This is a genomic window from Nevskia soli, from assembly GCF_903970205.1.
GTDB lineage: Bacteria > Acidobacteriota > Terriglobia > Bryobacterales > Bryobacteraceae > Bog-113.
Genome location: NZ_CAJCHS010000455.1, coordinates 1 through 5,589, shown reverse-complemented (window position 1 = coordinate 5,589; position 5,589 = coordinate 1). Strand labels below are relative to the sequence as shown.

5 protein-coding genes and 1 pseudogene are annotated in these 5,589 nt (G+C 58.7%); 2 read left to right on the top strand and 4 right to left on the bottom strand.

The window, feature by feature from the left end:
* Positions 1-741: TolB family protein (locus H1Y01_RS19395; RefSeq protein ID WP_180542507.1), on the top strand; the 741-nt coding region annotated here is incomplete at its 5' end.
* Here H1Y01_RS19395 and H1Y01_RS19390 read toward each other — a convergent pair.
* The 4 genes from H1Y01_RS19390 to H1Y01_RS19375 are packed head-to-tail and all read right to left on the bottom strand — an operon-like array spanning position 724 to position 5,356.
* Positions 724-2,790, bottom strand: coding sequence for a glutaminase family protein (locus H1Y01_RS19390; RefSeq protein WP_180542506.1), 2,067 nt, complete (start codon positions 2,788-2,790; stop codon positions 724-726). The two genes, H1Y01_RS19395 and H1Y01_RS19390, sit on opposite strands and share 18 nt — an antisense overlap.
* 3 nt (positions 2,791-2,793) lie before the next feature.
* Positions 2,794-4,353 (bottom strand): alpha-L-fucosidase, encoded by a 1,560-nt coding sequence (locus tag H1Y01_RS19385; protein WP_180542505.1) that lies wholly within the window; start codon positions 4,351-4,353, stop codon positions 2,794-2,796.
* 11 nt (positions 4,354-4,364) lie between these two features.
* Positions 4,365-4,829 (bottom strand): DoxX family protein, encoded by a 465-nt coding sequence (locus H1Y01_RS19380; RefSeq protein ID WP_180542504.1) that lies wholly within the window; start codon positions 4,827-4,829, stop codon positions 4,365-4,367.
* A 32-nt stretch (positions 4,830-4,861) separates the two neighbouring features.
* The gene (locus H1Y01_RS19375) at positions 4,862-5,356 is read right to left on the bottom strand and encodes a MarR family transcriptional regulator (RefSeq protein ID WP_180542503.1); all 495 of its coding nucleotides are present in this window, start codon (positions 5,354-5,356) and stop codon (positions 4,862-4,864) included.
* 24 nt (positions 5,357-5,380) lie between these two features.
* On the opposite strand from H1Y01_RS19375, the pseudogene H1Y01_RS19370 reads away from it, so the two are divergent.
* Positions 5,381-5,589: pseudogene (locus tag H1Y01_RS19370) on the top strand (dipeptidase); the annotation flags it as partial.

Here is a 5,589-nt window from a genome sequence, read left to right as displayed (position 1 = left end):
ACTCCAAGCTGGTCTGCCGACGGAACCAAGATCATCTACGCAAGGCTCTACCAGTCCCCGCAGGCGAACCAGCCGCCGCCTATGACCGACATCCGGGTGATGAACGCGGACGGCACGGATGACGCGGCCATCCTCTCGGCTACGGTCTTTAGTGTCGAACCTCGGTGGTCGGTCGATAACCAGGTGGTGTTCATGAGCCTGATGAACGGTAACTATCTGGAAGTCTATTCGATGCATTCGGACGGCACGGGTTTCGTGCAACTCACGACCGATGCGGCCAACAACGCCGACCCGGTATGGTCTCCGGATGGAACCCGAATTACATTTGGATCCGATCGCCAAGGCGGGAACAAACTCAACATATTCGAGATGAACGCCGATGGCAGCCAGGTGGTTCAACTGACGAACTTCGACGTTCCGGACGAAGCAGGCGATACGAATTGGTCAAGCGACGGGAAGAAGATCGCGTTTGAGTACGACATCAACGGCATGAAGCAGTCCAATCCGGATGCTTACGCCGAGGTGTGGACCATGAATCCCGACGGGAGCGGCGAGACAAGTACCGGCGTGCAGTGCAGTGACGTTGGCTGCGCGCCGCGATGGCAGCCCACAACCTGTAGAAAGTATGGAAGGCCGGGGCTGGGATTGAGGTCTGGGACTGGTATAGCACCGCTTACCTACGCGCGCGGCTCGGTAGGAGCGTTTTGCTCGGGGTCCGTCGGGCTATGGAACGGACAGTAACGCGTACTTCTTCCAGATTTCCGGGTTCGCTAACATCCGGATGAAGATTCCGCCGACCACCGAGCGGGCCTGGAATGCGTCCTGCTTGGCGGTCCTGGTTTCATACCAGTCGCTTAGCGGAACGCGGCTGGGGGATTCATTGGCGAAGCGGTAAGCGCCGTCGAAAATCGCTTCGAATTGCTGCTGGGTGTCGGCTAGTGTCGCGGTCCAGGTCAGCCAGTCGATCTTGGTATAGTCTGCGCGATTGTCCAGCGGCAAGCCGTAAATATGCTCATGGGTCAAGTAGAACGCGAGTTCTTGTTTGACTACTTCCGGCGGGAATAGGTGCAGGTCGAGTAGCTTGTCCCAGACCAGATTGTATTTCTGACTCCAGGTGCCGGGCCGGTCGAATGCGAGCCGATAATGATCCTGATCTTTGGCCATTTCGACCCACTGGCCGGCATACTTTCGGGCCAGCGTTTCATAATCGCGCTGCTCGCCCGCATGACCTAGCATTCCGGCTAGCTTTCCGTATGCCGCGAGCGCCAGGATCGCCTTGGCGGATAGGTTGGCGTTATGCGCTAAATGCCCCGCGAAGTCATCCGTGCATAACTGGTTTTCCGGGTCGAGTCCTTTACTCTTCAAGTACTCCGCCCACTTAGTCAGGACGGGCCAGTATTGCGCGGCGAACCTGGCGTTGCCCTTGACCTGCTCCATCGCGGCGGTCATCAGAAGCATGTTGCCGCTCTCTTCAACCGGCATCTGATTCTCCTCGGTCTTCTCGCCGCCCCCATACTGTTGACCGTTCGCCAACGGGTAGCGGCCTAAATCATGCGGCGCAAACGGCCACTTCCAGCGCGGCAAACTCGCGTAATCGAGAACCGGCCGCAGTTGACCCTCCAGCAGACGCGTGTTTAACAAGAGAAAGAAAGGGGAGCTTGGATAGGTAACGTCCACGGTATCGACGGAACCGTTGCTGAAGTTCTCTTTCGAGAAATAGAGAGGCGTGCCATCGATATCCGCGACTAACTTATGCGCGGCAAGGGTCTGGGGGTAAGCCAGCGCGCAGAGCTTGGCGTAATCGTCGCCGCCCGCTTTGCGAAGATCGGCCATCAGGGTCTGATCGAATCGGGTGGCGCGCTGCTCGAGCGAGTCGTAGTCGTTCAGTGCTGATTGCAGCATTTCAGCCGGCCCGGCTCCGTTGCGGCGCCAGTAAGGACGCAGCCGGCGCTCGAAGTATTCGATCGAATATTCGTCGTCGTAGGCGATCACGAGGTGCCGCGACACCGGCTCGCTGCTAACTTGACCTAACGCGAAGGTGTACGCCAGGACCGACGGCGGTTGGCCGTAGCGTCTGTAGGCGTCAATGCTATCCGCTTCGGGCAGGCTTCCACCCGCGGTGAACGCAGTAAGTGCGTCCGGACGAAGCGTTGCGACGCCGCTCCCGCCGGGCGGAGCGACTACATACAAGTAACCCCAATCGATCCGCAGATCGTCACCCGACTTGGCAAGCACGGGCTGCTGGCGCGTGCCGGCCCGCAAGACTTCGAGATTGCCCAGCTTGAAGCGCGACCACTCTACCGGCTCATCGCGCGTGTTGACGGCGATTTCGGTCCCGGCGTCGAAGTAGATCGCGACATCGTGCGGTTTACTATCGAGCGAGTGAATTCGCCAGGTGAGATACGTCGCGGGGCGGGAGAGTATATCGAGGTCGTCCGGCAGGGCCGGCGTTAGAAAGGTTAAATCGACGTGAATGCCAGCGCCCTCGAACTGATAAATAGTATGTGTGGGGAGAACTTCGAGATGAGTTTGCGGGAGAGCGGGCGTGCCTTGCGGGTCTGCGCCCATGATGCGGTAAACTTTGCCGTCGACGCGCACCAGAGATGTTAGGGATTGGACCGCGCCCGTCCAGTGTTTCGTGGGCTGGTCAGTCAGATGGTCGGCCATGGACCAGATGCTGAAGTAAGGGTCGTGAGTTACCAGCGGCACGGCGGGCGGCCGGAAATCGGCACACTCCACCACGCCCAACGCCGCCAGCTGCAGCAGGAAGAATAGCTTAGTCACCTTCATTCGTTATTTGGGTTCTATCTTGAAAGCGTACGCAAACTCGCCGGTCTTCCGGGCGGGGAGTTGCAAGGTAAGTCCGTCCTCGGTGCGCGTCCACTTGATTTCCGCATCCGATCCGAGTAAATGCACGCTCTTTACAGGGACCGACGAACCTATCGATCGAATGACTAGTTTGCCGTCCTCGGGCCACGCCATCGCGATCGCATATAAGGTATCTCCATTGGTTGTAAAACGGATATCGCGACTGGAGTACGCCTTTGTTGCGGTGTCGTGAAAAGCCCCGCCGGCCACATGGGTCGGCCCTTCGCCATACGTCTTCCAGGGACGCGTCCGGTAAATCGCTTCGCCATTCACTTTCAGCCAGCGCCCCATGCTAAGCAGTATCTGCTGCGCTTCGTCCGGTATGGTTCCGTCCGATTTCGGGCCGATATTCAACAGCAAACAGCCGTTCTTACTTACGATGTCAACCAGTTGCTGGATCATCGATTCGGGCGTGCGGAACGTGTCGTTCTTGATGTAGCCCCAGGACTTGATACTCACCGAAGTATCGGTCTGCCAGAAGAGTTTGCGCGACGCATCCAACTGGCCGCGCTCGATATCGAGCACCGCGGCGCCGTCGGGAAATGCTTCCTGCTTGTAATTGATCACCGCGCTGGAGTTTCGCTTTGAGGCGTCGTTGTAATAGAATGCCGCGAAGCGTTGTAAGTAAGGTTCGAACTCTTTTGTCCCGATCCACCAATCGAACCACATGACCTCGGGGTGGTATTTCATGACGATTTCCGAACTCCGGGCCAGCCAGTCATTTAGATAAGCAGGATCGGGATGCGCCAGCCAGTGCGCGCCATTCTTATCGTTTACGCCCGCGTGCGCCGGACCATAAAAGGCCGCGTTGTGCGGATCTTCGACATCGGACGGGAAGTCGCGTCCGGGATTCATGAAGAAGTAATGTTCGGCGCGATGGCTGGAAGCTCCGAAATGCAATCCCGCGGCGCGCACGGATCGAGCGAGTTGTCCGACGATATCTCGCCTCGGTCCCATCTTCGCCGCAGTCCAGCTGGAGACGCCGGAATCATACATGGCGAAGCCGTCGTGATGCTCCGCGACAGGGATCACATACTTAGCGCCGGCATCGCGGAATAAGTGCGCCCAAGTATCGGGATCGAACTTATCCGCCTTGAATTGCGGGATGAAATCCTTGTATCCGAACTGGAGCTGCGGACCGAAGGTAGCCACATGGTGGATGAACTCAGGCGAACCCTGCACGTACATATTGCGCGGGTACCACTCGTTGCCGAAAGCCGGCACGGAGTAAACGCCCCAGTGGATGAAGATGCCGAACTTCGCGTCCTGATACCAATCAGGCACGCGGTACTTCTGAAGCGAAGGCCACTGCGGTTGAAAGGGGCCGTGAGCAGCGCCTTCGTCGACGTGCTTGAGGATCGCGTTGCGCGCGCCGTCATATGGCGCCACGGCGTGTTGCCACGCCAGGTCGTCGGTGTTCGGGGTTTGGGCTAGCGCGAAGCCAACTAGAAGAACGCCGCCAATAAGTCCTTTTGAAACCCTCATCTACTGTCTCCTTAATAGCGGCGCGTCCTATACTCCGGACCGGATAGAGCGCGATCGATGGAAACGGCGCCCGCGCCGCGAATCATAATGACGGCCGCGAGAGCAATCGCGAGCAGGTGATATTCGAATCCCTCGCCTTTCTGCTGGCCGGTCCAGTTCATGAAGAACCCGTTCGGCAGGTGAAATTTGAAGACGGCCACCAGCATTTCACAAAGGATGCCGAAAGCCGCGATGCGGGTCAGGAACCCGACGATCAGTCCGAGGCCGCCCAGAAACTCCGCGGCGATGGCCAGGACGGCGAACACCGCGGGGATGTGCATGAATTGGGTGAAACCGTGGTAGGTCGCCGCCAGACCCTGGCCCCCGAACCAGCCCAGCACTTTCTGAGCGCCGTGAACGAAGAAGACGATTCCCAGCGTGAGCCGCGCAATCGTCATCGCGGGATCGTTAAGCGTTCGAATCAGCGTCGAGAACATCGCGTTTCCCCTTGGAACGTAGTTGTGAAAAGCTATTCGGAATCGCTACCTGCCCCGCACGAGGGATCGTGGCCGTAGATGCACTCACACTCCCGCGAAAGCTCGCGGAGGTCGCGCCGCGAGAGGCAGGATGCCATATATTCCTGCAGCGTGGCGATGGCCGGTTCCATCTCTTCGATCAGCCGCAAGCCCCGCGGCGTGATGCGCGCGACGGAGAGCTGCGGATTGATTTGCGGCGCGTCCCGGTCCAGCCAGCGATCGCCCTCGAGTTTCGCGAGAATCGCGTCGAGATCGGCCGAGCGATCCAGCATGCGGAAGCGAATCTCCTCGAAGGGCAGGCCGCCCTGAGCGGAGCCGCGCAGAATCCGAAGCACGTTGTACTGCGCAAATGTCAGTTTGAATTTAAGGCAAACGTCGTCCGCTTTTTGATGCAAGTGATCGGCGGCAACCATCACGTTCAACATCGCCTCGAATGCCGGCGATTCGAATCGCTCCTGCTTCAGCCGGCGCTGCAGCGCTTCGCCCATCCTGATTTACTCTATCCTGAGGCGATGCATGCTTGTGCGTTTCTTGCTTTTGTTCTGCTCGGCGCCGGCGCCGCCCACGCGCAAAACGGCTTCCGCACGGTTACCGATGAAGATGTTAAACGCGTCGATCAATCCGCAATTCTAATCGATACGCATAACGACGTCACTAGCGACACGGTGGCCGGTCTGGATATCGGCAAGCCGCGGACTGACGGCCATACCGATATCCCGCG

What these genes read in the sequence shown, in the direction of transcription:
- H1Y01_RS19390 (WP_180542506.1), bottom strand. Translation starts at nt 2,790, where the DNA reads ATGAAGGTGACTAAGCTATTCTTCCTGCTGCAGCTGGCGGCGTTGGGC.
- H1Y01_RS19385 (WP_180542505.1), bottom strand. Translation starts at nt 4,353, where the DNA reads ATGAGGGTTTCAAAAGGACTTATTGGCGGCGTTCTTCTAGTTGGCTTC.
- H1Y01_RS19380 (WP_180542504.1), bottom strand. Translation starts at nt 4,829, where the DNA reads ATGTTCTCGACGCTGATTCGAACGCTTAACGATCCCGCGATGACGATT.
- H1Y01_RS19375 (WP_180542503.1), bottom strand. Translation starts at nt 5,356, where the DNA reads ATGGGCGAAGCGCTGCAGCGCCGGCTGAAGCAGGAGCGATTCGAATCG.